We start from the raw sequence: 26,255 nt of genomic DNA on the forward strand, positions 1-26,255 counted from the left end.
TGTCCGCCTTTGATTTTGCGGTTGCTTCACCCCACTCAAGTCGGCTGGTAGGCCGCTGTGAGAGCGCAACCCGATAGCGGCCATAACCGCAGCAACGGATATGCCCCCAACCCCATCACCCCAATTTCACATTCATAATAATCCGCGCGGTAAACACCAATTTCCCCTCCGCATCCAGCATCTCCACCGGCACCACCTTGTCACCCGCCGTTTGCCAGTCGATACCTTCGCCATTGGCCGTCGCCGTCACGCTGCTCTTGGCCTTGGCCAGATACTCCACCGTCATCCCCTTGGGAATCCACCGCGCACCCGCCGGCACGGAAACGTCCGTCATGGTTCCCGCCGCCAACTCCGCAGCGTTGCACATGGCAATGGCGTGCACCGTGCCCAGGTGGTTGGTGATGGCCTTGCTGAACGGCACTTCCACCGAGGCAAACCCCGGACGCAACTGGGTCATCAACGGATTGATGGTGCTGAAGTAGGGCGCCATCTGGCACGCCAGTTTGCTGAACGCTTCGGGGCCAACGCTGTTGAACATGCTCAGGGCCTGACTCATGGTGCTGCCTCGCTGATTAAATGAATTTTACGGAATATTGTTCCGTTACAGAATAATGTTCTGTAACGGAACAGTATTCTGCCCATGGGAAATCTGTCAAGCTGCCCGGGCTTGTTCTTCTTCACTGACTGAGTTCCTGTTCAGCATGCAAACCCCGGATCTGCTTCAGCGTTGCTTCCCTGGCCGAAGGGCCGAATTGAAGCGCGATATCTTCAAGGCAGCCCTGGACCTGTTCAACGAGCAGGGCCTTGAAGCCACCACCATCGAGATGATCCGCGCGCGCTGCGATACCAGCGTCGGCGCCATTTATCATCACTTCGGCAACAAGGAAGGCCTGGTCGCCGCGCTGTTTTTTACCGCGCTGGAGGATCAGGCCGAATTGCGTGGGCGCTACCTTGAATCGGCCAAAACGGCGAAGGAGGGGGTGTACGCACTGGTCCACAGCTATGTCGATTGGGTAGACAGCGAACCGCAGTGGGCGCGCTTCCAGTACCACGCGCATTTCGCGGTGACCAAGGGCCCGTTCGCCGCTGAACTGGAAAGCCGCAACCAGGCGCGCAATGCGTTGCTGAAGGAGTGGATGGTGCTGCCTGGACGGGGTGATCAGCTCAGCCAGGTGCCCGCCGAACTCTTGCCATCACTGATCATCGGCCAGGCCGACAGCTACTGCCGTGCCTGGCTGGCCGGGCGCTCGGCCAGCAGCCCTCGGGTGTACCGGGAAACCCTGGCCGAGGCAGCGTGGCGCTCGGTGGGCGGCGCTTAGGGCGTCGCGTGCATCACGCACAGGGTGCGGGCGTCATCGCCACCCGATAGCGCTCGTCAAAATCATCCGCCAACTGTGCCAGCGTCACCTCTCCCAAACGCTGCAGCAGCAACACCTGGGCATCGTCAAACGCCTGGTTCAGCGCCGCATTGACGGCCTGTTCCACCAGGCATTGCGGATGATCGGTGGACAGGCCGACGGCAAAGATCGACGACGTGCCAAGGGCATTGTGGATGTCCAGCAGGGTGATTTCACTCAGCGGCTTGCCCAGCATCCAGCCGCCCTGATGGCCTTTTTCCGAACGCACATAACCTTTCTCCTTGAGCAGGCCCAGAGTGCGGCGTACCACCACCGCGTTGGTACCAAGCATCTGCCCGATGGTCTCCGAGGTGGCGCGTTCCTCGTGGCGGCCCATGTGGATCAGCACATGGAGCATGCGCGAAAGCCGGGTGTCGTTTCTCATCTGCAAGCCTCTGGATTTCCTTCCCGAAAGTATCGTTCGTAACGATTGGAGTTGCGAGACGCTTGACGAGGTATTTTTATGTAACTTATGGTGTGTCGTGAGTGCCCGGCAACCGATGCAAGGGCCACCAGAGAGGTCATCTTCATGGTTTACGACGTGATTATCGTGGGCGGCAGCTACGCCGGAATGTCTGCCGGGCTGCAACTGGCGCGGGCTCGGCGCAAGGTGCTGGTGATTGACGCCGGGCAGCGGCGCAACCGGTTTGCGGCCACGTCCCACGGTTTCCTCAGCCAGGATGGCCAGCCGCCGGAGCTGATCGCTGCCGAAGGGCGAGGGCAGTTGATGGAATATCCGACGGTGACCTGGGTGCAGGACACCGCCGTTGAAGCGACTCGAAACCAGGATGGCTTCGTGGTGCGAACCCGTTGCAAGGGTGAGTTCAACGCTAAACGCTTGATTCTCGCTACCGGCGTGGTGGATGAGTTACCCGAGGTCGAGGGGTTGAAGGAGCGCTGGGGCAAGCATGTGTTCCATTGCCCGTATTGCCACGGCTATGAACTGGATCAAGGCCGCATCGGCGTGCTGGCGACGTCGCCGCTGGCCATGCATCACGCGATGCTGCTGCCGGACTGGGGCACCACCACGCTCTTTACCAACGGCGCATTTGTGCCGGATGCCGAGCAGCAGGCGCAACTGGATCGGCGCGGGGTCAGCGTCGAAAGCTCGGCGGTGCGGCGGATTGTCGGTGAGCGGGCGGATGTGGAATTGGCAGACGGGCGGATGATCGCGCTGGACTGTATTTTCACCCTGTCCCGTACGCGCATGGCCAGCCCATTGGCCGAGCAGTTGGGCTGTGAGTTTGTCGAAGGGCCGACCGGGCCCTACCTGCTGACCAACGAGACGCGCCAGACCACCGTGCCCGGTGTGTTTGCCTGCGGCGATGCCAACCTGGCCGGCGGCTCGGTGGCGCTGGCGGTCGGCGAGGGTGTGCGCGCCGGGGTGGGCGCGCACTTTTCGATGATCTTCAGCTGAGGTCAGCGCACCAGGCACGGCCGCTTGTTATCGAACGTCCAGCCCGGAATCATGAACTGCATCGCCACGCTGTCATTGCGCGCACCCAGGCCCATGCCTTTGTACAGTTCATGGGCGTGGGCCACGGCGTCCATGTCGATGTCCACGCCCAGGCCCGGTTTGGCCGGCACCTTGATGTGGCCGTCGACAATCTTCAGCGGAGCCTTGGTCAACCGCTGGCCGTCCTGCCAGATCCAGTGGGTGTCGATGGCCGTGATTTCCCCCGGCGCGGCGGCGGCCACCTGGGTGAACATCGCCAGGGAAATATCGAAGTGATTATTGGAGTGCGAGCCCCAGGTCAGGCCCCATTCGTGGCACATCTGCGCCACGCGCACCGAGCCCTGCATGGTCCAGAAGTGCGGGTCGGCCAGGGGAATATCCACGGATTGCAACTGGATCGCATGCCCCATTTCACGCCAGTCGGTGGCGATCATGTTGGTGGCGGTGGGCAGCCCGGTGGCACGGCGGAATTCGGCCATGACTTCGCGCCCGGAGTAACCGTTTTCCGCGCCGCAAGGATCTTCGGCATAGGCCAGCACATGATGCTGGTCGCGGCACAGGGCGATGGCTTCTTTCAGTGACCAGGCGCCGTTGGGGTCCAGGGTGATGCGCGCATCGGGGAAGCGTTCGGCCAGTGCAGTCACCGCCTCGATTTCGTCGCCGCCGCGCAGTACGCCGCCTTTGAGCTTGAAGTCATTGAAGCCGTATTGCGCCTTGGCCGCCTCTGCCAGACGCACGATGGCTTCGGGCGTCATGGCCTGTTCATGACGCAGGCGGAACCAGTCTTCGGCATCGTCTTCACTGCGATAGGCCAGGTCGGTTTGCTGGCGATCACCGATGTAGAACAGGTAGCCGAGCATCTTCACCGCGTCGCGCTGCTGGCCTTCGCCGAGAAGGGCCGCCACCGGGACTTCGAGGAATTGGCCGAGCAAATCCAGCAGTGCGGCTTCCATCGCCGTGACGGCATGGATGGTGATGCGCAGGTCAAACGTCTGCAAACCCCGGCCCGCCGAATCCCGCGCGGCGAAGGTCTGGCGCATGGCATTGAGAATGCTCTGGTACTGGCCGATGGGCTTGCCGATCACCAGGCTGCGGGCGTCTTCCAGGGTCTCGCGGATGCGTTCGCCGCCGGGTACCTCACCGACGCCGGTACGGCCGGCGCTGTCGGTAAGGATCACGATGTTGCGCGTGAAAAACGGCCCGTGGGCACCGCTGAGGTTGAGCAGCATGCTGTCGTGACCGGCCACCGGGATGACTTGCAGGCCGGTCACGACCGGGGCGCTGTTGGCGTGGTGCTGGTGTTCTGTGTTCATCGTGTAGTCCTTATTTGCTCAAGACGGGGGCGGGTTGCAGCACGCTGCTGGTGGTCGGGCCGGGCAGTGTCCTGGCGAAAAACACCAGGATGGCCGCAAGGATCGAAGTGCCCGCCAGGCCATACAAACCGCCCTGGATCGAGCCGGTGGTCTGTTCCAGGAAACCAAAGGTGGTGGGCGCGACAAACCCGCCGAGGTTGCCGATGGAGTTGATCAATGCGATCACCGCCGCGGCGATGCGTGCATCCAGGTAACCCTGGGGAATCGGCCAGAACAGCGAGGACGCCGACTTGAAGCCGATCGCCGCGAAGCAGATGGCGATAAAGGCAAAGATCGGCCCGCCGGTAGTGGAGAGGAACATGCCGACGGCGGCGATCAACAGCGCCGCAGCGACCCAGGCTTGCTGGAACTTGAATTTGCCCGCCAGTGCCGCGAAGGCGTACATCGCGATGATCGAGATCAACCACGGGATGGAGTTGTAGAAACCCACCTGGATGTCGCTCAGGTCGCCCATCTTTTTAATGATGCTCGGCAACCAGAAAGTGGCGGCATAGATCGTCAGTTGGATGCAGAAATACAGGGCGCAGAACAGCATGATCTGACGGTCCTTGAGCAGCTTGCCCAGGGTCGGCTTGACCGTGGTCGCGGCGTCACGCTCGCGCTGTTCGCGGTCGATCTCGCCCACCAGCGCATCCTTTTCTTCAAGGCTGAGCCACTTGGCGTCGTGGGGTTTGGAGTCCAGCCAGAACCACACGAAAAAGCACAGCAGCACCGACGCCATGCCTTCGATGATGTACATCCACTGCCAGCCATGCAGGCCCAGCCCGGTGATTTGCAGCAGCACGCCGGACAAGGGGCCGGAGATCAGCGAGGCGAGGGCCGAGCCGCTGAGGAAGATTGCAATCGCCTTGCCGCGTTCGACGCCGGGCAACCAGCGGGTGAAGTAGTAGATCACCCCGGGAAAGAAGCCCGCTTCGGCCACGCCCAGCAGAAAGCGCAGGATGTAGAAGTGGGTTTCGTTCTGGATAAAGGCCATCAATGTGGCGGTGATGCCCCAGGTGAACATGATGCGAGTCAGCCAGATGCGCGCGCCGACTTTTTGCAGGAGCATGTTGGACGGCACTTCGAACAGCGCGTAGCCGATGAAAAACAACCCGGCGCCGAAGCCGTAGGCGGCCGCACCAATGCCCAGGTCGTGCTCCATATGGGTACGCACAAAGCCGATGTTGACGCGGTCGATGTAGTTAACGATGAACATGATCACGAACAGTGGGAGCACATGGCTCTTCACCTTCTTGATCGCGCGGGCCAGGACCGGGTCGGTGGCAGGCGCAGCTGTCGCAGGGCTGGAAGGGGTCACGAGGTCAAACTCCCACTGATTATTGTTGTGCGGGGACGTATTTGGGTTGCCAGAGATGTCAGACAACTTGATAGACATCATACAACTGCATTTTCAAAGATGGCAACCCTCTGTAGGAGCGAGCTTGCTCGCGAAAATCGTCAACGATTGCGCGGTTTTGTGCAATGTTTGCGCTGCGACGGGGTTTTTCGCGGGCAGGTTCGCTCCTACAGGTATTTGTTTGTTGTCATACAAGTTGGCTCGTCTAAGAATGCTAGTATTGCCAAGCGCCCCAGAACGGAATTCCTGATGCAAAACCCCAGCTCGGCACCTCATCGCAAGCGCTCCCCGGGCCTTGCCCACGACATCGTCACCGCGCTGACCCAGCAGATTCTCCTGGGGCAGATGGCGCCGGGTGAAAAGCTGCCGTCGGAGTCGGCCATCGTGGGCGAGTACGGCGTCAGCCGCACGGTGGTGCGCGAAGCGCTTTCCAAATTGCAGGCCGCCGGGCTGGTGGAAACCCGCCACGGTGTCGGCACCTTTGTGCTGGAGCGCGACGAGCGCCACGGCCTGCACCTGACCCACGACACCGCCGCCAGCGTGCGCGGCATTCTTGAACTGCGCATGGGCCTGGAAACCCAGGCAGCCGCCCTGGCAGCCTTGCGCCGTACCGATGAACAACTGCAGCAGATGCGCCAGGCACTGGATGATTACCAGGACTCGCTGGCCAACAACGACAGTGCCGTTGAGCCTGACGTGCGCTTCCATCGCCTGATCGCCCAGGCCACTGGCAATACCTATTTCACCGACGTGATTTATCACCTGGGCCACTCGGTAATCCCACGCACCCGGATCAATGCCGAGGAACGCGGCGACGCGGACCTGATGGCGCTGGGGCGCCTGGCGAACCTTGAGCACGAGGCGATCCTGAAAGCCATCCGCCGCCAGGACCCGGACGCGGCCCGGGCCGCCATGCTGTTGCACTTGAGCAACAGCCTGGAGCGGATGACAGGAGAGTAGGCGGGGCTATTTGCTGTCCAGGAAGTCCAGCAGCGCGGCATTGAACAGCGTCGGGTCCTGCAGGAATGCGAAGTGGCTGGTGTTCGGCAGAATCAGCAGGCCCGCTCCCGGAATGGTCGCCGCGATGTATTCGGTGTGTTCTCGCTTGATCGCCTCATCGTGGTCGCCGTCGACAATCAGGATCGGAGTCTTGATGGACGCCAGTTGCGCGTCGGTCCAGTTGGGTTGGCTGGCCCACATATGGCTGATCTGCTCGACGAAGGCGTCGTACTCTTTTGGCGTCGGCGAGTGCCTGGCGTACTCCTTGCCGGCGCGCTCGATGAAGGCGGCGAAGGTCGGGTTTTTCTCTACGCCATCCTTGACCCCGGAGGTCTGGGTGTTGGCGGCAAAGGCAAACACCTTGCCGATACGGTCGGGATGGCGCAGGGCAAGATCGATACCGATGATTGCGCCGTCGCTCCAGCCGACGATATCGGCGCGGGGGATTTTCAGGCTGTCGAGTACGGCGACCACATCATCGGCCATCAAGTCGTAACCGAAGGGGTTCTCGTCCCGGGAACTGCGCCCGTGGCCACGGCTGTCGAGGCTGATGACCGTGTGTTTGGCGGCCAGCGCCTTGACCTGGTTGCCCCAGTAATCGGAATTGGACAGGCCGCCGTGCAGCAGGATCACCGGCGAACCATGTCCGGTCTTGGTGTAGTAGACCTTGATGCCGTTGACGGCGGCATAGCCGGTCTTGGCCCCCGCAATCGGCGCTGGGGTGGGCGGAAGGGTTTCCCAGCGTTCCGCGGCCTGAACCCCGGAGAGGGACAGCAACAGGCAGGCAGCTGCCAATAAGCGACGTGACATGGCGATTCCTTTTTTGTGAGCAGGTTGAGGTCATCCGGCCAGATGTGCGCTCGACTCTAGCACCGTGCCTACCTTGGGAAACACGCATTTTTTCCTATCAAAAACGCCCTTTGGAAAGAGAAAAATACAGTTATATCAATGGAATAAATTTGTCTTTTGCAGCGGGTGGGCTAAGGGTTTCAACTGGTGGTTTTTTCGGTCATTCCCGGCAGGGGCATTTTCTTCAATACCGCGATCCGTCTTCTCCTTAAGGTTCAGCTCATACCCGCACAACAAAAAGGAATTGCAATGAGCTTGATCATTTCCATGGCCGCTTTCGCTTTGGCCACCTCAATCACGCCGGGACCGGTGAATGTGGTGGCCATCAGTTCGGGGGCGCGCTTTGGGTTTGCCGCCAGTCAAAAGCACGTGGCTGGAGCCGCGTTGGGATTCACCTTGCTGCTGGTGCTGATTGGCCTGGGGCTGCATGAGGTGCTGGTGCGCTGGCCGCTGCTGACCCAACTGATTCAATGGGGCGGGGTGGCGTTCCTGTTGTACATGGCCTGGAAGCTGGCAGTGGACGATGGGCGCCTGGACGCTGAAGGCACGGCCGCGGCGCCGTCGATGCTCTATGGGGCGATCATGCAATGGCTCAACCCCAAGGCCTGGTTGGCGTGCGTGGCAGGCATGGGGCTGTTTGTCGCCGATGGCGATGCGCAGCAAGTCTGGCTGTTTGCGACGATCTACCTGGTGATTTGCTACTTGTCGGTGGCGTGCTGGGCGTACGCCGGGACGTTCCTGCGCCGCTACCTGAGCAACCCCCGGGGCATGCGCCTGTTCAATCGCTCGATGGCCGCCTTGTTGGTGGCCAGCGTGGGGTATCTGCTGCTGGCCTGAGTCAGCCGCGATATTGCCCGGGCGTCGCCGCCAGGTGCTGTTTGAACGTGCGCTGGAAATGCGCCTGATCAGAAAAGCCGGCCGCCAGTGCGACGTCGGCGATCAACTGGCCGCTGCGCAACTGGGTGCGGGCAAACTGAATACGGCGATTGACCAGGAATGCGTGGGGCGTCATGCCGTAATACTGCTTGAACGCACGAATCAGGTACGACGGTGATAGTTCAGCCGCCTGGCAAATGTCTTCGAGCTTCAAGGCCTCGGTGCAATGTTCGCGGATATAGTCGGCGGCCCGCTCCAGCTTGTGATTGACCTCGCGCACCGGGGTCTCCGACGGGTTGAGGCGTTGTTGCACCTCGGTGAAAAAACTCACCACCGCACTCTGCTTGTGCAGGTGTTCGGCGTGGTTGTCCACCAGCACCTCATACAGCTCGTTCAGCCCGCGGTACAGCGCGACATCCGTGGTGTGGGTGGCGGTGAACGGACGAAAGTCCTGGTCCTTGCTGAAACCCAACTGATGCTGCAGGTCGGTCAGCCAGGCCGTATCGATATACAGCATGTGATAGGACCAGGGCAGATCATCAATGGGGTTGCAGGCGTGGACATCCCCGGGATTCATCAAGACCACGGTGCCGGTGCTGATCTTGAAGGTCGATGCCCCATGGATGTACAGGCTCTGCCCGGCCGTGATCGCGCCGATGGAAAAGTGCTCGTGGGCGTGGCGGGTGTAGCAGACCTTCCGCCCGTCGGCGATGGTGCGAGCCTCAATGAACGGCAGGCGTTCGTCGCGCCAGAAGGACGGGGCAGTCGGTTCGAGGGGCGATCGCATCACTACAAGTCTCACCGGGAAACAATCCAGTGAATGATTACACAGAAACCGGCCTGCAACGTTTCATTTCATGGTTTCGGGTTCCATTCTGCGCAGGAAGCCGATCCGCGGATCTACGCCGTTGATGGCGTCTGCCAGGGAAAGGGGTTGCTTCGCCGCCGCTCGCGCCTCATCGGCGCCTACCAGCAAGTGCTGGTCAATCACGATGCTGGCAATGGCCAGGCTGCGTGGCGAGGTGAAGGTGTTGGGTACCACAGGGCCCGGCCCATAGACGGCAGGCAGCTCGGCAAAACGTTGGGCAATGACCGTCGCGTGTTGCTGCCCGTTGGGAATGGTGCCGCGCGCGTACGCTGACCAATCGATCGGCAGCGGGCTGCCTTGGGTATTGCCGGTGCGCAGGGCCTGTTCGAATATTTGCAGGGTCAGGCCCGGTAATGGGGCAACCTTCAGTTGCTTTGGGAGAAATTCGTAGAAGCGCTTGTCGCCGGCGTACCTGCACAACACCAGCACCCCGAATCTCCCGATGCCCGATGTCTGCCCGCCAGCACTGGTGCGTGACGTTTGCAGGCGATGGAATTCCAGGCTGCCATATTCCATGCCTTTACGGCTAAGCAGGGGCAGTTGTGACATCCAATACACGATCGACTGTAGCAGCGCGGCGCGCACCGCCGTGTAGCGCTTCTCGAACTCGGCCGCGAAAGTGGAATGGATTGACCCCAACTCATCGAACCGTGACGCCATGCTGGCGAAATCAACGTCCTTGAGGGGCGAGCGCCATTGCGTTGTGCCTTTGGTCAGCTTGCCTGCCATGTGCAACTGAACCAGGGAAACGGCGGTATTGGCGGCGATACCCGGCTCCGAGCGGTTACCAGTCCTGGCCTGCCATTGTATGACCATTCGCTCCAGATCGGTGCTACCGGCAAACACCCGCTGAAGATCCTGCAAGGCTATCTCATACAGGCTGGTATGCCCGTTCTTCTTCAACTCGGAACTGATCTGCAACTGGTTGAGCTGCTCGTTCAACGCGGCAATGGCGCGATTCTTCTGCGTGGTACTGTGCCCATCAACGTTTTTGGCCAGTACTCCGTTGGCCACGGCCCAGTCGACGATCGGCAGACTGCCTCGGCGAACCCGGCGGGAGGGCATGATGAAGTAGATCACCGCCATGAAGTCGGTGAAGCGCATGGCCCGTGATGCACCCGGTGTTTCAGCTTCGATCAGGTCCACGTATTGCTTGAAATGTACCCAGGTATGGGAACTCATGTACGACACCTCATCAGGGATGTCCCGCACCAGGAATTCCGGGGCGATGCCCGCCAGCAACAGGTGCGCGGCCATGGGTACGGCGCTGGTGCGCAGGACCTTGAACTGGACCATGGCTTCTACGGCGTTACGGACTTCATGGAAGGTCAGGCCCCAGTTGTAGGAATCGGTCAGGTCATAGCCGGCGACAGTGGCCCGCTGCTTACCAGCATTCGCGTCCAGGCTGAGAATCAGTGCGGCAAACAACAGTGCGTTTCTGCTGGCACGGGTGTTTGCAGCGCTGGCGTGTTCACCGTACCAGCCCACGGTTTCCGATAGCCGCGCGGCCAGTGCCTGGGCCGGGGGCGATGCCAATAGTTGGTGCAGCAGCAGATCAGCCTCGGCGCGCACCTGGTCACGGTTTTTTTCGCCGACGATTGTTTCGCTCAGGTAGTCGAACAGTTTTACGTCCTGGTTGGGCAGGAAGGCGGCGACGGTCTGCAGCACCTGTTTGCGTTGCGCCGCCAGCAGTGGCATCACCTGCAATGCCCGCCAGTAGTTGCCGTGGCGTGGCTGTTTGGTTGTCGGGATGCGCAGGATGCGTGCCGTGGCATGGGCTTCGTCACGGGTAGCCGGTAGCGCCATCTGGTAGAGGTTGAGTAACTGGCGCAAGCTGACCTGGCCATTGGTGCTGATGCGCCCGCCGGATTGGCGGGCCAGTTCCAACAGGGGTTCGGCCATCGAGGTCAGGCTTGAAAGCGGTGTGTCCGCACGGGTGAGTACCTTGGGCGCATCGTCCAGCGCGTAACCACTGAGTTCGCCGTCCGCGTTCAGTACATACACCCGGGCAAGGTTAAATTGGCGGGTGGCGCTCACGCGTTGAAAGGCCGATTCCTGGCGCAAACCTGCGAGCAGTTGCGCCCCTTTGTCCACCAGCATGGCAAAGGGCGAGTCAGCCGCCAGGTTGAACGTCATGTCCAGGGTGCTAGTGAGCTGCGTATCGAGGGTGATCGACTTGAGTGCTGCTTGCATGGTGTAACGGTCATTGAGGACCGCGATATGGCGCATGTGTTTGCTGACGGCCACCAACGAGTGGGCGGCCGAGCTGACATAGGGAAACGTCGCTGCGCTGGTGGCGCGCAGTTGTTCCACCAGGACCTGAACGTCCCCTGCACTGGCAGGACGGGGTAGCCGATACGCCGTCATCAGCGCGGCCAGGCTGAGGCTGGCGTCCGGCAATATGTCGGTATGGGCGAGATTGGCCAGGCGCTCCAGCTCATCCCATTGCTGATTCAGCGCTGAGTTGTTGGAGCGATCCAGAGGTGAGGTATTGGCCTCGCGGCCGTCGGTCACGGCGATCACTACTTTTTGGTCGACGGAATAGCGGTAAGTGGGGGCAGCGCCTTGACTGGCAGGGTTGAGGCTCGCGAACTCTTCGCCCTGCGTCACGGCGTAAAGCAGCTGTGCCGCGTACTTTAAGGTGCTCGACAACATTGAGTCCGAGTCCAGCGTGCATCGTTGCAGGTAGAGCTGCAGCCAATCGAAAGGCGGGCTGCCGTTTGTACTTTGTTCCAGGAGCGTCTGCAGCGCATCGGCCAGTTGTTGGTAATCCCGCTGCTCTTCGGTCAAGCGCTTGCGCAGGGTGGATTTGAGCCGCCCGCTTTCATCGACACCGGGCAGCGTGTCGAGGGTATGGATCTCTTCGAGAATCACCTGAGCCTGCAAATGATTGGTCGGTAACGGGTAGCCATAGAAGGGCAATACCAGGTTCAGAGGCAGTGTCCTCGAATGAGGTTCGACGAGGTTTTCCATGAATGGCAAGCCGGCGTTGACCGTATCGATAATCTGCACCACCTCCAGGATCGGATTCGCGACGCGCCACCAATCAGAGTCTTTGTCCAGGGTGAAGGTGTACGGTGTTTTGACCGTGCCTTCCAGGATCGTGGCCTGCAGATCGCCGCCCCGAAACACCAGGCTCGCCAGTTCCAGGTCATGGCGTGAGGCCCACTCACGGAAGGCCGGGCGGCCGATGGCGTCACAGAAGAGCCGCACCCAGCGACCGAGCATGGTATTTTCCGGCACGCTGATCAAGATGGGTTCGGTTGCCGGGGTGGTGCCTTGGGCAACCAGTCTGATCAAACCGGCGATCAGTTCGGCGATCAGCACTTGATCGTCCTTGAGGCGCAATGCCTGGTGCTTGATCAGGTCCAGGGCGGAGGGAGAAATATTCTTCAACAGGTGGGACAGAAAGGGTAAGTCATCCATGGCGTTCAGGCTCTGTGCAAGGTCGCCCACGTGCTATGGGCGACCGGAGCCTGCATCGTCGGATGGGCCGGGCCAGAACAAAAGACGTACCTTCCTGACGGGGTGTAGCCCGAGTCGACTGCCGTTGCGGGCGCTACGGCAGTCTGGCGTTTGGGCTCAAAAATCCCAGCGGGTCGCCAATTGCAGGCTGCGCGGCTCGCCGTAGAAACCGGTACCGAAGTTGCCCAAGCCGGTGTAGTACTTTTTGTCGAACAGGTTTTTCACGTTCAACGTGGTGCTCAGGTGCTCGTTGAAGCGGTAGCGCGCCATGACGTCCACCAGGAAGTAGCTGTCCTGGGTAATGCGTGAGTTGTGGCCGAAATTCACCGAGTCGTTGGGATCGGGCTGGAACACATTGCCGAAGAACTCGCTCTGCCAATTCACGCCGCCACCCACGGTCAGGTTCTCCAGGGCGCCGGGCAGGCGATAGGTGTTGAACAACCGCACCACTTGCTGGGGCGTGGTGGTTTGCAGCACGGAGCCGTAGACGTAATCGCCGTTGGCGTCACGGCTGTGCTGGTAGGTGTAGCCCGCCGATACGTTCCAGCCGTCCAGCACTTCACCGGCCAGTTCGACTTCAAAGCCCTTGGTGGTGGCGCCGGCAATCGGGCGATACACCGAGTCGGTCTCAAACCCGGAAACGTACTGCGCAACGTTGTCCTGTTCGATGCGGAATGCGGCGAAGCTGGCGTTCAGGCGGCCGTCGAAGAAAGCGGCCTTGAGCCCGGCTTCGTAGGTGTCGCCTTCAATCGGATCGAGCAACTTGCGGTCGGCGTCCTTGCTGTTTTGCGGTTTGTAGATCTTGGTGTAGCTGGTGTACACCGACCAGATGTCATTCAGGTCGTAGACGATACCGGCATAGGGCGTGACGACGCCGGTCTGGCGGTAGGTGAAACGGTTGTCGGCCTTGGTCGGGTCGTAGAAGTCGGTGTTGTCGGTGCCGCTGAAGTTGCTGACGCGGGTGCCAAGGATCACCGACAGGTCATCGGTGGGTCTCAAGCGCGTGGCCAGGTACGCGCCGGTCTGGCGTTGCACGATGTCGTTCTGGCCGCTGCGGGGAATGTCAGGCTTCGGGTATTCGCCGCGCCAGTCGTAAATGCTGCCGCCCACGGGCGGGTAGATCGAGCCGTACACCGGCACGTCCTGTTTCGAGCGGGTGGCCATGAAGCCCATGATCAACTCATGCTCGCGCCCGAACAGGCTGAAGGGGCCATTGAGGTTGATGTCCAGGGTGTTTTGCACCTGGTCACCCTTGTATTTGCCCATGAACATGTACATCCCGCCGCCCGTGGCCGGGTCCGGGTTGCCGCCGCTGGCGGAGGCGAGCAGGGTGTCGTGTTGGCTGCGCTTGCGGTCGAGGCTGACTTTCAGCGACCAGTCGTTCGCGAGCTTTTGTTGCACCGAGGCAAACAGGGTCTGGTTCTGGAAGTCGCGGCGGCTCCAGTCGGCGGCCGGGTTGAAGGACCGCGAGAAGTCGGTGCGTGAACCGTTGCTGAAGTACATCGGGAAGCCGGTCCAGCTGGCGCCACGGGAGCGGGTGTCCTGCTGGTCGATGCCGAAGGTCAGCAGGGTGTCCGGCGTCAGGTCGGCTTCGAGGATGCCGTAGGCAATGTCCTTGGTGTTCTGGTAGTGGTCCAGGTACGACTGGCGATCCTGATACACGCCGACGAAGCGCCCGCGCACGTTGCCGGAGTCGGTCAAAGGCCCGGAAATATCGCCTTCGGTGCGGTAGTTGTCCCACGAGCCGAAGGTCTGCGTGACCGAGGCCTTGAAGTCCCGGGTGGGCTTTTTGCGAATCAGGTTGACCGTGGCCGAAGGGTCGCCCGAACCGGACATCAGGCCGGCTGAGCCCTTGATGATTTCCAGGCGGTCATACACCGCCATGTCGGTGCTGGTGGTGCCGTAGTCATACACGCCGTCGTAGGTGGAGTTGACCCCGTCGTACTGGAAGTTGGTGATCGGCAGGCCGCGGCTGGAAAACTCCCAGCGTTCGCTGTCGTAGTTCTGCACGCTCACACCGGGCGCACGGCGCAGGGTGTCGGCGATGCTGGTAGAGCCTTGGTCGTCCATTTGTTGGCGGGTGATCACTGTTACCGACTGCGGCGTCTCGCGCATCGACAGCGCCAGGCCGGTGGCCGAAGCCATGGCGCCGGTGGTGTAGGAGTGCGTATCTTCGGTGGTGGCGCCCAGGCCTTCGCCGGAGATGGTGGTGGCGCCCAGTTCCAGGGCGCCGGTGTTGGCCGGGACCAACTCCAGCACGTAGCCGTTGTTGCCCTGGGGCACGGCCTGCAAGCCGCTGCCTTGCAACAGCCGTTGCAAACCGCTGGCTGGGGTGTAGCTGCCGTTGAGGCCCGGGCTGGTTTTGCCGCTGGCCAGGCTGTTGTGGCCGGCGAAAAAGATCCCGGACTGCTCGGCGAAGCTGTTCAGCACGTTGACCAACGAACCCGCGGCGATGGTGTAGTGGCGGGCCGTTTCCTGAGTAGACGGTGACTCGGCGGCTTGCGCGTCGAGCGCGCCCAGGCACAACAGGGTAGCAGTAACGGCCAGCGCCAGCGGGCGCAAAGTGAAGCGAACGGGTTGCGACATGAACATTCCCTTTGGATCAAATCGATCGGCGAATTGAAAGCATCTGCAGGGTTTACCGAACGAGTTTTGGAAAAGGGAACTGACGGCTGAAAGTTTTTATGTGCCTGGGTGTTTGGGCCTGACCGTGACCCACCACGGCATGAGCGTGTCGACCTGAATCGGCAGCGCGGCCTGTAGCAGGCGCAATGCGTGGTCGCTGTCTTTGAGGGGGAACGAACCCATTACCGGCAATTGCGCCACGGCTGGATCACAACCCAGGTGGCCGGGGCGAAAACGATTGAGTTCGGCGACCAGTTGGCCAAGCGGCAGGTTGTCGGCCAGCAGTACGCCACGGCTCCAGGCCTCACGGGTGGCGGATGCGGGTGAATGGAGATTGAACCCATCGCGGGTGAAGGCCACTTGTTGCCCGGCCTCGATGATTCGTTGTTGCCGGCTGGCGGCGGTGCGCACTTCAACCCTGCCTTCAAACACATTGAGCAAAGTGCTGTCGCCGTCCTGCAACACGCTGAAGCGGGTGCCGAGTGCCCGCAGGCGACCCTGCTCAGTCTCCACCAGAAACGGGCGGTTCGGGTCCTTTGCGGTCTCGATCAGCACTTCGCCGAAACGCAGGTGCAGCAAGCGCTGGACCCGGTCAAAACGTACATCCAGGGCGCTCAAGGCGTTCAGCCACAGGCGGCTGCCATCGTCCAGCAGCGCTTCGCGGGTTTCACCGCCGGAGGTTGCGTAATCCGCACTCCAGCCTCCCACCAACCGGGGCAGGGCGGTGTTGCGCCAGGTGCCCCAGGCCAGCGTTGAACCGGCACACAGCACCAGCAGGGTCTTGAGCGTCTGGCGCCGAGAGCTGCGCAACGCACGGCTGGCGCTGTGGGATTGCTCGGCCAACGGCGCAAAGCGTTGGCTGACCCGTTCTACATAGCCCCAGGCGGCCTGGTGTTCCGGACTTTGCCCGAGCCATGCCTGCCAGTGCTGGGCAGCCTCTGGCTGATCCTGCAGGCGTATGTACCATTGGGCCGCTTGCTCAAGGCTGGCATGGCTGAGCTTTCCGGGTCTGTTCACTCCACGAGCATCCCGTCCAGTTCGGCTTCCAGCACCGCACAATGCAGCAGCGCCTGGGCCAGGTATTTTTTCACCATCCGTTCGCCTACCCCGAGCTGTTCGCCGATCTGCTTGTAGGGCGTACCGTGCAACTGCGCCAGCAGGAACGCTTCGCGCACCTTGTGGGGCAGCCGCGCGAGCATGGCGTCCACTTCGTACAGGGTTTCGACAATGATTGCCCGCTGCTCCGGCGACGGTTGCAGGGCTTGCGGCCGGTCCGCGAGGCTTTGCAGCCACGCTTGTTCCAGTTGGCGCCGACGCCAGTGATCAATGCACAACCCCCGGGCGATGGTGGCCAGGTAGGAGCGCTCCCGCGTCTCATCGGCGCCGGCCGGCGGGCGCTTGAGTACCCGGATGAAGGTGTCATGGGCCAGGTCCGCCGCATCCCAGCGATTGCTCAGGCGCCGGCGCAGCAGCCCCAGCAGCCAGGAATGGTGATTGCCGTAGAGGTCGCTGAACGAGGTGGACGGGGTCGACACAGTATCCATGTGGCGCAGAAGCCTTGGCGTAAATAAGAATTGGTCGCGATTAAACCAAAGGGCCGGGCACTGCGCAAATGATATTGGTTTGCTTTTGCGGCGTTGTCAGAGCCCACGCTTTTCGGCAATCCATGCGGTGGCCAGGTCGATAAAGGCCCGCAGTTTCGGTTGGCTCTGGGTTCGGGCGGGGAAATACAGGTACAGCCCGCTGCTTGGCGGTACGAAAGATTGCAGCACGGGCTCCAGTGCGCCTGAAGCCAGGTCCTCCATGACCTCGAAATCACTCACGTACGCCAGGCCCTGGCCGGCCCGCGCGGCGGCGATCATCAGGTTGCGGTCATTGACGATCAACCCGCCTTGAACGCCGACCGTAAATTCCCGGCCCGCCCGCTCGAATTCCCAGCGGTGTGCCATGCCCGAGGTCAGGAAGCGATAACCGATGGTTTGATGGGCCGTGAGCGCTTCCGGCGTTGTCGGCTTGCCGGCCTTGGCAAAGTAGGCGGGAGAGCCCACTACCGACCAGTTCAGGTCCGGGGTCAGGCGCACGGCAACCATGTCTTTGTCGATGGATTCCCCCAGGCGAATACCGGCGTCGAAGCCCTCGGTCACCAGGTCCACCGTGGCATCATCGAGGGAAATATCCAGCACCACATCGGGAAAGGCCTCGCGAAAACGCGGGATCAACGGCTCGATCAGCAACTTGCCCGACAACCTTGGCACCGTCAGCCGCAGAGTGCCCATGGGCCGGTCGCGGTAGCCACTGAGGGCCGCCAGCGCATCGTCAATCTCCCCGGCGGCGGGGCGCAGGCGGCTGTAAAGCGTCATGCCGGCCTCGGTCAGCGCTACCCGGCGCGTGGTGCGCTGGAACAGCACCACACCCGTGCGCTTCTCCAGGGTCTTCACCGCATGGCTGACCGCCGTCGGTGTTACGCCGAGGCGTGCAGCGGCCTGGGTGAAGCTCTTCAGTTCGGCCACGGCGAGAAATTCGGTCAAGCCATTGAAGGGATCAAGGTTCATCAGTCAGCCATTATGAAATTCTGTTTCAGAGTGCTTGTAGCACGAGACGGTTTTTCAGGCTAATGCCTCAGCGTACCTTGGCTCCACATTCACTCCATCAGGTACGGATCATGACAACGGCACATTCCTTCAAGCGTGTTTGGCTGGTAACCGGGGCTTCCCGGGGCATCGGCGCGAAAATCGTCGCGGCAGCTCTGGCCCACGGTGATGCGGTGGTGGCGACGGCCCGCAACGCCCATACCGTTACCGAACGCTTCGGTGAGCAACCCGGGCTGCTGGCGGTGCAACTGGACGTGACCGACGAATCCCAGGCTGCCGACGTTGCCCGTGCCGCCATTGAGCACTTCGGGCACATTGATGTGTTGGTCAACAATGCCGGTTTTGGCCTGCTGGGCGCGGTGGAGGAGGCGTCTGCCGATGAGGTTCGCCGCTTGTATGAAACCAACGTGTTCGGGCTGCTCAATGTCACTCGCGGTGTATTGCCGTTCATGCGCCAGGCGCGCAGCGGGCACGTGATCAATATTTCGTCGGTGGGCGGCTTCCGTTCGGGTGCGGGATTCGGCACGTACTGCTCGACCAAGTTTGCCGTTGAAGGGTTGAGCGAGGCGCTGCACGCAGAGCTGGCACCCTTGGGCGTCAAGGTGACGGTGGTGGAGCCGGGTTATTTCCGTACCGACTTCCTGGATGGCAACTCCCTGGTGGAGTCGCCCTTGATCATCGACGATTACGCCGCCACGTCCGGCGAGGTGCGCAAGCTGGCCAAGGTCTACAACCAGCAGCAACCGGGTAACCCGGAGCTGCTGGCAGTGGCCATGATCAAGCTGGTGGAAGCGCTGCATCCGCCGATGCGCCTGGCCCTGGGCACCGACACGTTGCAGGCGATTGAGGACAAGCTGGCCTACGTCAAGGAAGAGACCGCTGCCTGGCGTGAATTGTCGGCCTCAACCGATTTCTGACACCCAATGGCGTAGCAGCTGTCGAGCCGCAGCCTCGCTGGGGCTCGACAGCTGCTACGGTGGTTCTACTGCTAGGGGCCGGGCACCAAAAACGCCGCCTCCAGCAGTTGCCGGGTGTAGGCATGCTGGGGGTTGGCGAAGATCGCGGGTGCATCTCCCTGTTCAACCGCCTGCCCGTGTTTTACTACCATCAGTTGGTGACTCAAGGCCTTGACCACCGCCAGGTCGTGGCTGATGAACAGGTAGGTCAGGTTGTACTTGGCCTGCAGGTTGCGCAGCAGGTCCACCACCTGGCGCTGCACGGTACGGTCGAGGGCCGAGGTCGGCTCATCCAGCAAAATCAGCCGGGGCTTGAGCACCAGGGCGCGGGCAATAGCGATGCGCTGGCGTTGGCCGCCGGAAAATTCGTGAGGGTAGCGATTGCGGGTTTCCGGGTCCAGGCCCACTTCCTTCAGCGCGGCGATAATCGCCGCTTCCTGCTCGGCGGCAGTGCCCATCTTGTGAATACGCAGGCCTTCGCCGACGATCTCGCTCACGCACATGCGCGGGCTCAGGCTGCCAAACGGATCCTGGAACACCACCTGCATTTCCCGGCGCAGCGGGCGCACCTGTTGCTGGCTGAGCTTGTCCATCTGATGGCCTTCGAAGCGAATGCCACCCTTGCTCGCAATCAGCCGCAAAATTGCCAGGCCCAGGGTGGATTTGCCCGAGCCGCTTTCACCGACGATGCCCAGCGTCTGGCCCTGGGGCAGGCTGAAGTTGATGCCATCCACCGCCTTGACGTAATCGACGGTATTGCGCAGGAAGCCTTTCTTGATTGGGAACCAGACCTTCAGGTCATCGACTTCCAGCAACGGTGGGCCGACTTCATTGGTGGCGGGGCCGCCGCTGGGTTCCGCTGCCAGCAGCTCCTGGGTGTAAGGGTGCTGCGGCGCCTGGAACAGGCTTTCGCATTCGGCCTGCTCGACGATGCAGCCTTTTTGCATCACGCATACCCGGTGGGCAATGCGCCTTACCAGGTTCAAGTCATGGCTGATCAACAGCAAGGCCATGCCCAGGCGCGCCTGCAATTCCTTGAGCAGCTCCAGGATCTTCAGCTGCACGGTGACGTCGAGTGCCGTGGTCGGTTCGTCGGCAATCAACAGCTCCGGCTCATTGGCCAGGGCCATGGCGATCATCACCCGCTGGCGCTGGCCGCCGGACAGCTCGTGGGGCAGGGCCTTGAGGCGTTTATGGGGCTCGGGGATGCCTACCAGTTCCAGCAGCTCCAGGGTGCGTTTGGTGGCCACCTTGCCGGTAAGCCCCTTGTGCAGGCCGAGCACTTCGTTGATCTGCTTCTCGATGGAGTGCAGCGGGTTCAACGAGGTCATCGGTTCCTGGAAAATCATCGCAATCCGGTTGCCGCGGATATGCCGGATGGTCTTTTCCTTCAGGGTCAGCAAATCGTGGTTGGCGTACTGGATCGTGCCCGACGGGTGACGTGCCAGCGGGTAGGGCAACAGGCGCAGGATCGAGTGCGCCGTGACCGACTTGCCCGAGCCGCTTTCGCCCACCAATGCCAGCGTTTCGCCGCGCTTGATATCGAAGCTGACGTTGTTCACCACCCGCTGGTGGCTGTTGCCTACGACGAACTCGACGGAGAGGTCGCGGACTTCGATCAGATTGTCCTGATTCATCTCATTTCCTCGGGTCGAAGGCATCGCGAGCGGACTCGCCGATAAACACCAGCAGACTCAACATGATCGCCAGCACGGCAAACGCACTCATGCCCAGCCACGGCGCCTGCAGGTTGGATTTGCCCTGGGCCACCAGTTCACCCAGGGACGGCGAGCCGGCCGGCAGGCCAAAACCCAGGAAGTCCAGCGCAGTGAGGGTGCCGATCGCCCCGGTCAGGATGAACGGCATGAAGGTCAAGGTGGAGACCATGGCGTTGGGCAGGATATGGCGGAACATGATCGCGCCGTTCTGCATCCCCAGCGCCCGGGCCGCCCGCACATATTCCAGGTTACGCCCACGCAGGAACTCGGCGCGCACCACGTCCACCAGGCTCATCCAGGAAAACAGCAGCATGATCCCCAGCAGCCACCAGAAGTTGGGTTGCACGAAGCTGGCGAGGATGATCAGCAGATACAGCACCGGCAAGCCGGACCAGATTTCCAGGAAACGCTGGCCGGCCAGGTCGACCCAACCACCGTAGAAGCCCTGCAACGCGCCGGCGATCACGCCGATGATCGAGCTGAGCACGGTGAGCGTCAGGGCAAACAGCACGGAAATCCTGAAGCCGTAGATCACCCGCGCCAGCACATCGCGGCCCTGGTCGTCGGTGCCCAGCAGGTTGTCCCGTGACGGCGGTGCGGGGGCCGGAACTTTCAGGTCGTAGTTGATGCTCTGGTAGCTGTACGGAATCGGCGCCCACAAGGTCCAGGCATTCTTGGCCTTGAGCAGCTCCTGGATATACGGGCTCTTGTAGTTGGCTTCCAGCGGGAATTCGCCGCCGAAGGTGGTCTCGGGGTAGCGCTTGAGCGCCGGGAAATACCAGTCGCCGTCGTAGTGCACCGCCAGCGGCTTGTCGTTGGCGATCAGCTCGGCGCCCAGGCTCAGGCCGAACAGGATCAAAAACAGCCACAGCGACCACCAGCCACGCTTGTTGGCCTTGAAACGCTCGAACCGGCGACGATTGAGGGGGGATAGATTCATCTCAATGCTCCCGGCTGGCGAAGTCGATGCGCGGATCGACCAGGGTGTAGGTGAGGTCGCCGATCAGCTTCACCACCAATCCCAGCAGGGTGAAGATAAACAGGGTGCCGAACACCACCGGGTAGTCGCGGTTGATCGCCGCTTCAAAGCTCATCAGGCCCAGGCCGTCGAGGGAGAAGATCACTTCCACCAGCAACGAGCCGGTGAAGAAAATGCCGATGAAGGCCGACGGGAAGCCGGCAATCACCAGCAGCATCGCGTTGCGAAACACATGGCCGTACAGCACGCGGTGGTTGGTCAGGCCCTTGGCCTTGGCGGTGACCACGTACTGCTTGTTGATCTCGTCGAGGAAGCTGTTTTTGGTCAGCAGGGTCATGGTGGCGAAGTTGCCGATCACCAGGGCGGTCACCGGCAGGGCAAGGTGCCAGAAGTAATCGAGGATCTTGCCGCCCCAGCTCAATTCATCAAAGTTGTTGGACGTGAGTCCGCGTAACGGAAACCAGTCGAAGTAACTGCCGCCGGCGAACACCACGATCAGCAGGATCGCAAACAGGAACGCCGGGATCGCGTAGCCGACGATGATCGCCGAGCTGGTCCAGACGTCGAAGTGGCTGCCGTGCCGCGTAGCCTTGGCGATTCCCAGGGGGATCGACACCAGGTACATGATCAGGGTGCTCCACAACCCGAGGGAGATGGACACCGGCATCTTTTCCTTGATCAGGTCGATGACCTTCGCATCGCGAAAGAAGCTGTCGCCAAAATCCAGCCGGGCGTAGTTCTTGACCATGATCCACAAGCGTTCCGGCGCCGACTTGTCGAAGCCGTACATCTTCTCGATTTCCTTCACCAGCGCCGGGTCCAGGCCCTGGGCGCCGCGGTAGCTGGAACCGGCCACCGAGACTTCGGCACCGCCCCCGGCAATCCGGCTGGTGGCGCCTTCAAAGCCTTCGAGCTTGGCGATCATCTGCTCCACCGGGCCACCCGGGGCGGCCTGGATGATCACAAAGTTGATCAGCAAAATGCCGAACAGGGTCGGGATGATCAGCAGCAGTCGACGAAAAATATAGGCCAGCATCTCAGTCGCCCCCGCTCGCCGGATCGGCGCTCTGGTTGGTGTCCACGGTTATCGCAGGTTTCACGTCGGGTTTGCTCCACCAGGTGGCGGTGCCGACGTCATACCGTGGCGAGACCTTCGGATGGCCGAGGTGGTCCCAATACGCCACGCGGAAGGTCTTGATGTGCCAGTTGGGGATCACGTAGTAGCCGAACTGCAGCACGCGGTCCAGGGCCTTGGCGTGGGCCACCAGGCTCTTGCGCGAGTCGGAGTCGATGAGTTCTTCCACCAACTGGTCGATGGCCGGGTCTTTCAGGCCGATGTAGTTGCGGCTGCCGGGCTTGTCGGCGCTGGATGACTTCCAGTACTCGCGCTGCTCGTTACCGGGCGATGAGGATTGCGGGAAGCTGCCCACCACCATGTCGAAATCCCGCGAACGGATGCGGTTGATGTACTGCGAGATGTCGACCCGGCGAATCACCAGGTCGATCCCCAGGTCTGCCAGGTTGCGCTTGAACGGCAACAGGATGCGTTCGAACTCGGTCTGTGCCAGCAGGAACTCGATGGTCACGGGCTTGCCGGTGGTGTCGACCATCTTGTCGTCGACGATCTTCCAGCCGGCCTCTTGCAGCAGTTGATAGGCCTCGCGCTGCTGGGTGCGGATCATGCCGCTGGCGTCGGTCTTCGATGGCTCGAAGGCTTCGGTAAACACCTGGGGCGGGATCTTGTCCCGCAGCGGTTCAAGAATCGCCAGCTCATCCGGGCCGGGCAGGCCGGTGGCGGCCATCTCGGAGTTTTCGAAATAGCTGCGGCTGCGGGTGTAGGCGCCGTTGAACAGTTGCTTGTTGCTCCATTCAAAGTCCAGCAACAGGCTGATGGCCTTGCGCACCCGCACATCCTGGAACATCGGTTTGCGGGTGTTGAACACGAAGCCCTGCATGCCGGTGGGGTTGCCGTTGGGGATTTCTTCCTTGATCAGGCGGCCCTGGGTGACGGCGGGGGTGTTGTAGGCATTGGCCCAGTTTTTCGCGCTGATTTCCAGCCAGTAATCGAACTGCCCGGCCTTGAGGGCTTCGAGGGCCACGGTGTTGTCGCGGTAGTAATCGGTGACCCGGTAATCGAAGTTGTAGAAACCCTTGTTGATCGGCAGGTCCTTGGCCCAGTAGTCCTTGACCCGCTCGTAGCGGACCGAGCGCCCGGCCTTGACCTCGGCCACCTTGTACGGGCCGCTGCCCAGCGGAATCTCCAGGTTGCCCTTGGAGAAGTCGCGGCCCTCCCAGTAATGCTTGGGCAACACTGTCAGTTGCCCAAGGATCAGCGGCAGTTCGCGGTTGTTGGTGCGCTTGAACTTGAACAGCACCCGCAGCGGGTCTTCGGCGATCACTTCGTCGACATCCGCGTAGTAGGTCTTGAAGATCGGCGAGCCGTCCTTCATCAGCGTCTGGAAGCTGAACACCACGTCTTCGGCACGGATCGGGTGGCCGTCGTGGAAGCGCGCTTCAGGGCGGATGTAGAAGCGCACCCAGCTGTTGTCCGGGGCCTTTTCGATCTTGCCGGCTACCAGGCCGTATTCGGTGATGGGTTCGTCCAGGCTTTGCTGGGCGAGGGTGTCGTAGATCAGGCCGATATCATCTGCCGGCACGCCCTTGCTGATGAATGGGTTGAGGCTGTCGAAGCTGCCCATGCTGGATACGCGGAAGGTGCCACCCTTGGGGGCATCCGGATTTACGTAGTCGACGTGTTTGAAATCGGCGGGGTACTTGGGCGGTTCGTTGTAGAGGGTCAGGGCATGTTGCGGGGCCGCATTGGCCGCGGCGCAAAACAGCAGGCTGCCAAGGATCGCAGTACGCAAAGGTATCATTGGGCTTTCTCCGAAGCTTTCAGCCACCATGCGCTCAGGCCCAGGCTGTAGGGCGGCGTGGTGACGAAGGCGAACCGGTTGCGGTACGCCAGGCGATGATAGTTGAGGTACCAGTTGGGAATACTGTAGTGCTGCCACAGCAGGACGCGGTCCAGCGCCCGGCCGGCGGCCAACTGTTCTTCACGGGTTTGCGCCGCCAGCAGTTGGTCCAGCAGGTGGTCGACCACCGGGTTGGCGATGCCTGCGTAATTCTTGCTGCCCTTGATCCCCGCCTGGCTGGAGTGGAAATACTGCCACTGCTCAAGGCCGGGGCTGAGGGTCTGGTTGAGGGTCATCAGAATCATGTCGAAGTCGAACTGATCGAGGCGTTGTTTGTACTGCGCGCGGTCTACCGTGCGCAAGCGGGCATCGACGCCGATGCTTGTCAGATTCTCGACATAGGGCTGCAGGATGCGCTCCAGGTTCGGGTTCACCAGCAGAATCTCCAGCCTCAGCGGCTGCCCGTCACTGTTGAGCAAGCGTTGCCCGGACAGCTTCCAGCCGGCGTCCGCCAACAATGCGAGGGCGCGGCGCATCGTGTCGCGAGGAATGCCGCGACCGTCGGTCTGGGGCAGGCTGAAGGGCTGGGTAAACAGGTTGGCCGGCAGTTGGTCGCGATAGGGCGACAGCATCAGCCACTCGTGGCCGGTCGGCACGCCGGTGGCGGAGAACTCGCTGTTGGGGTAATAGCTGAGGCTGCGTTTATAGGCGCCGCTGAACAGGGTGCGGTTGGTCCACTCGAAATCGAACATCAGCCCCAACGCTTCGCGGACCTTGGCCTGGCTGAAGGCCGGGCGCCGGCTGTTCATGAACAGGCCCTGGCTCTGGGTCGGTATCTGGTGGGCGATCTGCGCCTTGATCACATCGCCACGGTTGACCGCCGGGAAGTTGTAGCCGTTGGCCCAGTTCTTCGCCTGGTGCTCGATATAGATATCGAACTCGCCGGCCTTGAACGCTTCGAAGGCCACGTCGCTGTCGCGGTAGAACTCCACCTCGACCTTGTCGTAGTTATACAAACCACGGTTGACCGCCAGGTCCTTGCCCCAGTAATCCTTGACCCGCTCGAACACCAGTTGTCGCCCGGGGCTGACCTTGCTGATGCGGTAAGGCCCGCTGCCCAGCGGCGGTTCGAAGGTGGTGGCCTTGAAGTCGCGGTTTTTCCAGTAATGCTGGGGCAATACCGGTAGCTCGCCCAGGCGCAGGATCAGCAACGGGTTGCCGGCGCGCTTGAACACAAAACGAATGCGATGCCGGTTAAGAATGTCGACCCGGGCCACTTCCTGCAGGTTGGTGCGGTACTGCGGGTGGCCTTCGGTCAGCAGCGTGCGATAGGAAAACGCCACGTCGTAGGCGGTGATCGGCTTGCCATCGTGAAACCGCGCTTCAGGGCGCAGGTTGAACACTACCCAGCTACGGTCCTCGCTGTATTCCACCGATTGGGCAATCAGGCCGTAGCTGGAAGTCGGCTCATCGCCAGAGGGGGCGTACTGACCGGTGCCTACCATCAGCGGCTCATTGAGCTCGTTGACGCCGTATTGCAGGAAGTTGGCGGTGGAGACCGGGCTGGAACCCTTGAAGGTGTACGGGTTGAGGGTGTCGAAAGTGCCAAACGCCATGACCCGCAAGGTGCCGCCCTTGGGCGCTGCGGGGTTTACCCAGTCGAAGTGGGTGAATTTGGCCGGGTACTTGAGCGTGCCGAACTGCGCATAACCGTGGCTCTCGGTAATGGTCGCGTTCGCGGAAAAGCTCAAGGCCAGACTTATTAGTAGAAGGAGGGGACGCTTCAAGTCAGGGATCCGATCCAGGCGGCTTGGGCTTTATGAACCGTACAGTAACAGCTTGTTCCGAT

Annotated in this window: 21 protein-coding genes; 5 read left to right on the forward strand and 16 right to left on the reverse strand. The window is 61.5% G+C overall.

The window, feature by feature from the left end; all coding sequences use genetic code 11:
* Positions 1-115: 115 nt before the first annotated feature.
* Positions 116-556, reverse strand: a complete 441-nt coding sequence (locus HX786_RS00145; protein ID WP_008435232.1) for a hotdog fold domain-containing protein — start codon at positions 554-556, stop codon at positions 116-118.
* A 145-nt stretch (positions 557-701) separates the two neighbouring features.
* Between HX786_RS00145 and HX786_RS00150 the strand changes: the two genes are divergently transcribed.
* The gene (locus tag HX786_RS00150; protein WP_032899370.1) at positions 702-1,319 is read left to right on the forward strand and encodes a TetR/AcrR family transcriptional regulator; all 618 of its coding nucleotides are present in this window, start codon (positions 702-704) and stop codon (positions 1,317-1,319) included.
* A 13-nt stretch (positions 1,320-1,332) separates the two neighbouring features.
* On the opposite strand, the gene HX786_RS00155 is transcribed toward HX786_RS00150, so the two are convergent.
* On the reverse strand, positions 1,333-1,782 hold the full coding sequence (locus HX786_RS00155; RefSeq protein WP_178911510.1) for an Rrf2 family transcriptional regulator: 450 nt from the start codon (positions 1,780-1,782) through the stop codon (positions 1,333-1,335).
* 144 nt (positions 1,783-1,926) lie between these two features.
* Here HX786_RS00155 and HX786_RS00160 point away from each other — a divergent pair, with 144 nt between their 5' ends.
* Positions 1,927-2,814 (forward strand): NAD(P)/FAD-dependent oxidoreductase, encoded by an 888-nt coding sequence (locus HX786_RS00160; protein WP_178911511.1) that lies wholly within the window; start codon positions 1,927-1,929, stop codon positions 2,812-2,814.
* A 2-nt stretch (positions 2,815-2,816) separates the two neighbouring features.
* Here HX786_RS00160 and gudD read toward each other — a convergent pair whose 3' ends face one another.
* Positions 2,817-4,166, reverse strand: a complete 1,350-nt coding sequence (gene gudD, locus HX786_RS00165; protein WP_003207434.1) for a glucarate dehydratase — start codon at positions 4,164-4,166, stop codon at positions 2,817-2,819.
* 10 nt (positions 4,167-4,176) lie between these two features.
* Positions 4,177-5,526: an MFS transporter gene (locus HX786_RS00170; RefSeq protein ID WP_008435222.1), complete on the reverse strand. Its 1,350-nt coding sequence runs from the start codon at positions 5,524-5,526 to the stop codon at positions 4,177-4,179.
* 288 nt (positions 5,527-5,814) lie between these two features.
* On the opposite strand from HX786_RS00170, the gene HX786_RS00175 reads away from it, so the two are divergent.
* Positions 5,815-6,525: a FadR/GntR family transcriptional regulator gene (locus tag HX786_RS00175; protein ID WP_003207438.1), complete on the forward strand. Its 711-nt coding sequence runs from the start codon at positions 5,815-5,817 to the stop codon at positions 6,523-6,525.
* Positions 6,526-6,531: 6 nt separating this feature from the next.
* Here the strand turns inward: HX786_RS00175 and HX786_RS00180 are convergent, their stop codons facing one another.
* Positions 6,532-7,374, reverse strand: a complete 843-nt coding sequence (locus tag HX786_RS00180) for an alpha/beta fold hydrolase (RefSeq protein WP_003207440.1) — start codon at positions 7,372-7,374, stop codon at positions 6,532-6,534.
* Between the two features lie 288 nt (positions 7,375-7,662).
* Between HX786_RS00180 and HX786_RS00185 the strand changes: the two genes are divergently transcribed.
* Positions 7,663-8,250, forward strand: coding sequence for a LysE family translocator (locus tag HX786_RS00185; RefSeq protein WP_177044788.1), 588 nt, complete (start codon positions 7,663-7,665; stop codon positions 8,248-8,250).
* A gap of 1 nt (position 8,251) precedes the next feature.
* Here HX786_RS00185 and HX786_RS00190 read toward each other — a convergent pair whose 3' ends face one another.
* The 6 genes from HX786_RS00190 to HX786_RS00215 all read right to left on the reverse strand — a co-directional run bounded on the left by HX786_RS00190 (position 8,252) and on the right by HX786_RS00215 (position 17,799).
* The gene (locus HX786_RS00190) at positions 8,252-9,076 is read right to left on the reverse strand and encodes an AraC family transcriptional regulator (protein ID WP_003207444.1); all 825 of its coding nucleotides are present in this window, start codon (positions 9,074-9,076) and stop codon (positions 8,252-8,254) included.
* 63 nt (positions 9,077-9,139) lie between these two features.
* Positions 9,140-12,583 carry a hypothetical protein gene (locus tag HX786_RS00195; RefSeq protein ID WP_178911512.1) on the reverse strand — a complete coding sequence of 1,148 codons (3,444 nt, stop codon included), beginning with the start codon at positions 12,581-12,583 and terminating at the stop codon, positions 9,140-9,142.
* A gap of 156 nt (positions 12,584-12,739) precedes the next feature.
* A complete protein-coding gene (locus tag HX786_RS00200; RefSeq protein ID WP_177081472.1) occupies positions 12,740-15,208 on the reverse strand; it encodes a TonB-dependent receptor in 2,469 nt (822 codons plus the stop codon).
* 96 nt (positions 15,209-15,304) lie between these two features.
* Positions 15,305-16,264, reverse strand: a complete 960-nt coding sequence (locus HX786_RS00205) for a FecR domain-containing protein (RefSeq protein ID WP_178911514.1) — start codon at positions 16,262-16,264, stop codon at positions 15,305-15,307.
* Positions 16,261-16,791, reverse strand: a complete 531-nt coding sequence (locus HX786_RS00210) for a sigma-70 family RNA polymerase sigma factor (RefSeq protein ID WP_134326409.1) — start codon at positions 16,789-16,791, stop codon at positions 16,261-16,263. Before HX786_RS00210 ends, HX786_RS00205 begins: the two co-directional genes overlap by 4 nt.
* Positions 16,792-16,887: 96 nt before the next feature.
* On the reverse strand, positions 16,888-17,799 hold the full coding sequence (locus tag HX786_RS00215; protein ID WP_177021972.1) for a LysR family transcriptional regulator: 912 nt from the start codon (positions 17,797-17,799) through the stop codon (positions 16,888-16,890).
* A gap of 110 nt (positions 17,800-17,909) precedes the next feature.
* Between HX786_RS00215 and HX786_RS00220 the strand changes: the two genes are divergently transcribed.
* Positions 17,910-18,755: an oxidoreductase gene (locus HX786_RS00220; protein WP_178911515.1), complete on the forward strand. Its 846-nt coding sequence runs from the start codon at positions 17,910-17,912 to the stop codon at positions 18,753-18,755.
* Positions 18,756-18,826: 71 nt separating this feature from the next.
* Here the strand turns inward: HX786_RS00220 and HX786_RS00225 are convergent, their stop codons facing one another.
* Genes HX786_RS00225 through HX786_RS00245 form a run of 5 tightly spaced genes read right to left on the reverse strand, consistent with a single transcriptional unit; the run spans position 18,827 to position 26,193 of the window.
* Positions 18,827-20,431 (reverse strand): ABC transporter ATP-binding protein, encoded by a 1,605-nt coding sequence (locus tag HX786_RS00225; RefSeq protein ID WP_087692395.1) that lies wholly within the window; start codon positions 20,429-20,431, stop codon positions 18,827-18,829.
* Position 20,432: 1 nt separating this feature from the next.
* The gene (locus HX786_RS00230) at positions 20,433-21,452 is read right to left on the reverse strand and encodes an ABC transporter permease (RefSeq protein ID WP_178911516.1); all 1,020 of its coding nucleotides are present in this window, start codon (positions 21,450-21,452) and stop codon (positions 20,433-20,435) included.
* Position 21,453: 1 nt separating this feature from the next.
* Entirely contained in the window at positions 21,454-22,527 is a 1,074-nt protein-coding gene (locus HX786_RS00235) for a microcin C ABC transporter permease YejB (protein ID WP_177008574.1), read from the reverse strand.
* A gap of 1 nt (position 22,528) precedes the next feature.
* The gene (locus HX786_RS00240; RefSeq protein ID WP_102605660.1) at positions 22,529-24,367 is read right to left on the reverse strand and encodes an extracellular solute-binding protein; all 1,839 of its coding nucleotides are present in this window, start codon (positions 24,365-24,367) and stop codon (positions 22,529-22,531) included.
* Positions 24,364-26,193: an extracellular solute-binding protein gene (locus tag HX786_RS00245; protein WP_008435204.1), complete on the reverse strand. Its 1,830-nt coding sequence runs from the start codon at positions 26,191-26,193 to the stop codon at positions 24,364-24,366. The genes HX786_RS00240 and HX786_RS00245 overlap by 4 nt, the downstream gene beginning before the upstream one ends.
* Positions 26,194-26,255 lie beyond the last annotated feature (62 nt).

The sequence above is a fragment of the Pseudomonas sp. 21615526 genome (assembly GCF_013386245.1).
Taxonomy (GTDB): Bacteria; Pseudomonadota; Gammaproteobacteria; order Pseudomonadales; family Pseudomonadaceae; genus Aquipseudomonas.

Bases quoted from the DNA above. Each gene is read 5' to 3' on its own strand.
- HX786_RS00145 (WP_008435232.1), bottom strand. From the start codon at position 556: ATGAGTCAGGCCCTGAGCATGTTCAACAGCGTTGGCCCCGAAGCGTTC.
- HX786_RS00150 (WP_032899370.1), top strand. From the start codon at position 702: ATGCAAACCCCGGATCTGCTTCAGCGTTGCTTCCCTGGCCGAAGGGCC.
- HX786_RS00155 (WP_178911510.1), bottom strand. From the start codon at position 1,782: ATGAGAAACGACACCCGGCTTTCGCGCATGCTCCATGTGCTGATCCAC.
- HX786_RS00160 (WP_178911511.1), top strand. From the start codon at position 1,927: ATGGTTTACGACGTGATTATCGTGGGCGGCAGCTACGCCGGAATGTCT.
- gudD (WP_003207434.1), bottom strand. From the start codon at position 4,166: ATGAACACAGAACACCAGCACCACGCCAACAGCGCCCCGGTCGTGACC.
- HX786_RS00175 (WP_003207438.1), top strand. From the start codon at position 5,815: ATGCAAAACCCCAGCTCGGCACCTCATCGCAAGCGCTCCCCGGGCCTT.
- HX786_RS00180 (WP_003207440.1), bottom strand. From the start codon at position 7,374: ATGTCACGTCGCTTATTGGCAGCTGCCTGCCTGTTGCTGTCCCTCTCC.
- HX786_RS00185 (WP_177044788.1), top strand. From the start codon at position 7,663: ATGAGCTTGATCATTTCCATGGCCGCTTTCGCTTTGGCCACCTCAATC.
- HX786_RS00190 (WP_003207444.1), bottom strand. From the start codon at position 9,076: ATGCGATCGCCCCTCGAACCGACTGCCCCGTCCTTCTGGCGCGACGAA.
- HX786_RS00195 (WP_178911512.1), bottom strand. From the start codon at position 12,583: ATGGATGACTTACCCTTTCTGTCCCACCTGTTGAAGAATATTTCTCCC.
- HX786_RS00200 (WP_177081472.1), bottom strand. From the start codon at position 15,208: ATGTCGCAACCCGTTCGCTTCACTTTGCGCCCGCTGGCGCTGGCCGTT.
- HX786_RS00210 (WP_134326409.1), bottom strand. From the start codon at position 16,791: ATGGATACTGTGTCGACCCCGTCCACCTCGTTCAGCGACCTCTACGGC.
- HX786_RS00215 (WP_177021972.1), bottom strand. From the start codon at position 17,799: ATGAACCTTGATCCCTTCAATGGCTTGACCGAATTTCTCGCCGTGGCC.
- HX786_RS00220 (WP_178911515.1), top strand. From the start codon at position 17,910: ATGACAACGGCACATTCCTTCAAGCGTGTTTGGCTGGTAACCGGGGCT.
- HX786_RS00225 (WP_087692395.1), bottom strand. From the start codon at position 20,431: ATGAATCAGGACAATCTGATCGAAGTCCGCGACCTCTCCGTCGAGTTC.
- HX786_RS00230 (WP_178911516.1), bottom strand. From the start codon at position 21,452: ATGAATCTATCCCCCCTCAATCGTCGCCGGTTCGAGCGTTTCAAGGCC.
- HX786_RS00235 (WP_177008574.1), bottom strand. From the start codon at position 22,527: ATGCTGGCCTATATTTTTCGTCGACTGCTGCTGATCATCCCGACCCTG.
- HX786_RS00240 (WP_102605660.1), bottom strand. From the start codon at position 24,367: ATGATACCTTTGCGTACTGCGATCCTTGGCAGCCTGCTGTTTTGCGCC.